General features: G+C 65.8%; 3 protein-coding genes. 1 reads left to right on the top strand and 2 read right to left on the bottom strand.

What is annotated here, in order from left to right:
* On the top strand, positions 1–2,436 hold a 2,436-nt coding region (locus VF497_RS02850), incomplete at its 5' end, for a DUF3418 domain-containing protein (protein ID WP_330886064.1).
* Positions 2,437–2,463: 27 nt separating this feature from the next.
* Here VF497_RS02850 and VF497_RS02845 read toward each other — a convergent pair.
* Positions 2,464–2,943, bottom strand: coding sequence for a hypothetical protein (locus tag VF497_RS02845; protein WP_330886062.1), 480 nt, complete (start codon positions 2,941–2,943; stop codon positions 2,464–2,466).
* Entirely contained in the window at positions 2,940–3,404 is a 465-nt protein-coding gene (locus VF497_RS02840) for a hypothetical protein (RefSeq protein ID WP_330886060.1), read from the bottom strand. The genes VF497_RS02845 and VF497_RS02840 overlap by 4 nt, the downstream gene beginning before the upstream one ends.
* Positions 3,405–3,752 lie beyond the last annotated feature (348 nt).

Genomic DNA, 3,752 nt, shown 5'->3' with positions numbered 1-3,752 from the left:
ATGCTCGTCGAAGCGCAGCGTCTCGGCGTGTCGCGCGAACTGCTCATCCTCGTCGCCTTCCTGTCGATCCAGGACCCGCGTGAACGACCGCCCGACGCGCGCCAGGCGGCCGATGCCGCGCACGCGCAGTTCGTCGATGCGAAGTCCGACTTCATCGGCGTGCTCAATCTCTGGCAAGCGCACGCGCTCGCGCACGAGGATCTCACCCAGTCGAAGCTTCGCGATTGGTGCGGCGCGCGCTTCCTCTCGTACCTGCGCATGCGCGAGTGGCGCGAGCTGCATCGACAGCTGTTGCTGCTGGAGGAGCCGGGGCAGGAGGCCAGCGCGAAGGCGCCGGAAAAGCCGAAGGCGAAAGGCGGGCGACAAGCGGTTTCCAGTTCTGCCGAATCCGAATTGCAGAAAGCGGGCGCCGCGAACTACGAGGCTGTGCATCGCAGTTTGCTCAGCGGCTGGCCGACCCAGGTCGCGCTCAGGGACGAGAAGAACCAGTACCGCGGCACGCGCGAGCGGCGCTACCAGATCTTCCCCGGTTCGGCATTGGCGAAGAAGCCGCCGCGCTGGCTGCTGTCCGGGCAGATCCTCGATCTGCAGAAAGTCTACGCGATGCTCAACGCCGAGGTCGCGCCGGAGTGGATCGAGCAGCAGGCCGCGCATCTGATCAAGAAGGCGTGGCGCGAGCCGCATTGGTCGCGCAAGCGTGGCGCGGTGCTCGCGTTCGAGCAGGTGACGCTGTTCGGCCTGACACTTGTGGAGAAGCGCATGGTGCAATTCGGCGCGCAGAATCTCGTGGAAGCGCACGAAGTATTCCTGCGCGAGGCGCTGGCGCGCTGCGATGTCGACAGTCGTGCCGATTGCGTGCGCGCGAACGCACGCGTGCTCGAGCAGGCGCACGAGATCGAGGCCAAGCAGCGTCGCAGCGGACTCGTGCGCGACGAGGACGAGCTCGTCGCCTTCCTGCGCGGCAAGCTGCCGGAAGACATCAACACGGCGGCGGCATTCGATGCCTGGTATCGCCGCGCTTCCGCGGCAGAACAGGCCGCGATGCGCTGGTCGCTCGACGACGTGCTGGCGAGCACGCCGGGACTGCGCGCGAGCGATTTCCCGACGCATCTCGACTGTGCCGGGCACAAACTCAAGCTCGATTATCGCTTCGTTCCCGGCGATGCGGGCGACGGCGTGACACTGCAGGTGCCGCTGGCCTTCGTCAACGCCGTGCCGGCGCGGCGTTGCGAATGGCTTGTGCCGGGCCTCTTGCCCGACAAAGTCGCGGAGTTGATTCGCGGTCTGCCGAAGGCGCTGCGGCGCAATTTCGTGCCGACTCCCGATTTCGCGCGTGCATTTGCGGAAGCAGAGACGCCGCGCGACGAACCGCTGCTCGACGCGCTCGCGGCGTATCTCCAGCGCGTGAGCGGAGTCGAGATTGCCGCGCACGATTTCGCCGGCATCGAATTGCCGGTACATTTTTCGATGCGCTTCCGCATCTACGACGAGCACGGCAAGACGCTGGCCGAGGGCCGCGATATCGAGACGATCCGCGACGCCTGGGGCGGCGCCGCAAACTCCGCGTTTTCGCGCCGCGCCGATGTGGAACTCGCACGCGAGGAAGTGGCCGAGTTCGATTTCGACGACATTCCCGAGCGCATCGTCAGTGCCGGCAATCTCGTCGCCTGGCCGGCGCTGGTCGATCTCGGCGAAAGCGTCGCCTTGCGCGTGTTCGAGCGTGCCGACGAGGCGCGCGAAGCGCACGCGCTCGGCGTGCGTCGCCTGCTGCGCCGTGCGTTGCACGAGAAGATCAAGCAGGCGCGGCGGCAACTGCCGATCGAGCGGCGGCTCGCGCTGAAATATGCTGGCATCGCCAGCGTCGATGAATTGCGCGAGGACATCGTCGAGGCCGCGTTGACCGAGTTGCTCGATGTGGCTGACCTCGATCTGCGCCAGCGCACGGCGTTCCGTCACGCCGAAGCCGAGATCGGCGGCAAACTGTTCGCGGTCGCGGTCGAACGGCTCAAGCTGGTCGAGGATGTGCTCGGCGCGTATGCGGAGTTCACGCCGTGGCTGGAACCGCCGCTGATCGGCTACGCCAAGGCTAACTACGACGACCTGCGTGAGCAGCTCGCCGAGCTCGTCCATCCGGGCTTCGTGCAAAAAGTGGAAAAATCCCGTTTGCAGCATTTCCCACGCTATCTGAAGGCAATGCGCCTGCGCGCCGAACGCCTGCGCCAGGACGCCACGCGCGACCAGGCGCGCATGCTCACCGTGTGCGGCTACTGGCGCGAATACCTCAAACGCCGCGCCAGCGGCGATGCCGATCCTTCCCTGCTCGAAGAATTGCGCTGGCTGATCGAGGAACTGCGCGTCTCGTTGTTCGCGCAGGAGCTGAAGACCGCCGAGCCGGTGTCGCCGAAGCGGCTCAACAAGCTGGTCGAGGATTTGTAGACGCGCGGTTCACCCTGCGCGGTCCGGCTATTTAGTCCGTTCGACGTGCAAACCGTCGCAATCGTTGCCGCTGACGAACAACAGCCAGCTGCCGCCCATGGCCGGTTCGATCTTGACCTTGGGGTCGTGCAGCTTGCCGCCGGCGCAGCGGCCGGAGTCGACCTGCGTCCATTCCTGGCCATTCTGCAGCTTGAACACGGTCTTGCCCGCCCAGCCGGTGAACAGACCATCGATGCGAGTTTCGATGCGCTCACGCGGCGTGTCTTCGGTATAGAAGACGGGCTTGTTCGACGGAGTGACGAGCTTGGTCACCGTCACCGGATGCGCGGCAAGCCAGTCGTTGAGCCGCTTGAGCGCATCGGGGCTGAGCTTGTCGAGTTCGGCGGCGTGGAACTCCTCCTTCGACATGCGCTCCTGCAGCGTCGGCTGCTCGGCGGCGGTCGCGCCACTGCAAGCCGAGGCGATGCCGAGCGCACAACACAGCAACGCGGCGTTGCGAAGTCTCACTTCGTGCGCTCCACGCGCACGCTGCAGCCGCAGGGTTCGACGTACATCAGCCAGCTGCCGAGGAGCATCGGCTTCACCTTGACCTTGGGATTGTCGTACTTGCCGTTGGAGAACTGGCCCGATTCGGCCTGCGTCCATTCCTGGCCGTTGTCGAGCTTGAACACGCTCTTGCCGTACCAGCCGGAGAAGCGGCCCGTGATGCGTGTTTCGATGATCTGGCGCTGGCCCTGGTCGGTCTCGAACACGGGCTTGCCGGTCGCAGTGACGACTTCCTTGACCGTCTTCACCTGCTGGTGGCCGTTGAGCCAGTCGTTGAGCACCTTGAGCTCGGCCGGCGTGAGCTTGCCGAGCCCGGCCGCGCGGAATTCGTCCTTGGACATGCGCTCTTCGAGCGTGGAGGTTTCCGCGGCGTGCGCGGCGATGCAGACGAAGGCGGAGAGCAGGCAAGCGATCAGGCGCATGGGAACCTCGTTGGGCGTGCGAATCGCGCGATTGTAGCCGCTCGCGCGAAGCCTGCCCATGCTCGTGCCCGCGGGCGTGCCGTGAGCCAACTGACCGTCAGGGCCTGCGCAGTCTGCCGGGGATATATCCCGGGGATCGCTGTAGCGCCCAATGCCCAAGGCTCGGTATGCAGCATCACGTCGATAATCGGTGGGAGTTAGAATTGGTGAGTGAAAACCGCACAAAACAAAGCCGCCTCGCTCAAACTCTGGTTCGAGCGCACGCCGCCCGGCGAGGGCGCCGCGGCAACGCGTACCTCGCTAGCCGCGCTGATTGCGCGCGCGCAGGGCGATGCGCGCGCCGCGCAG

It is taken from the genome of Rudaea sp. (assembly GCF_036383415.1).
Classification (GTDB): Bacteria; Pseudomonadota; Gammaproteobacteria; order Xanthomonadales; family Rhodanobacteraceae; genus Rudaea.
The sequence above is the reverse complement of the archived record's forward strand: the minus strand, read 5'-3'. Positions and strand labels throughout refer to the sequence as shown.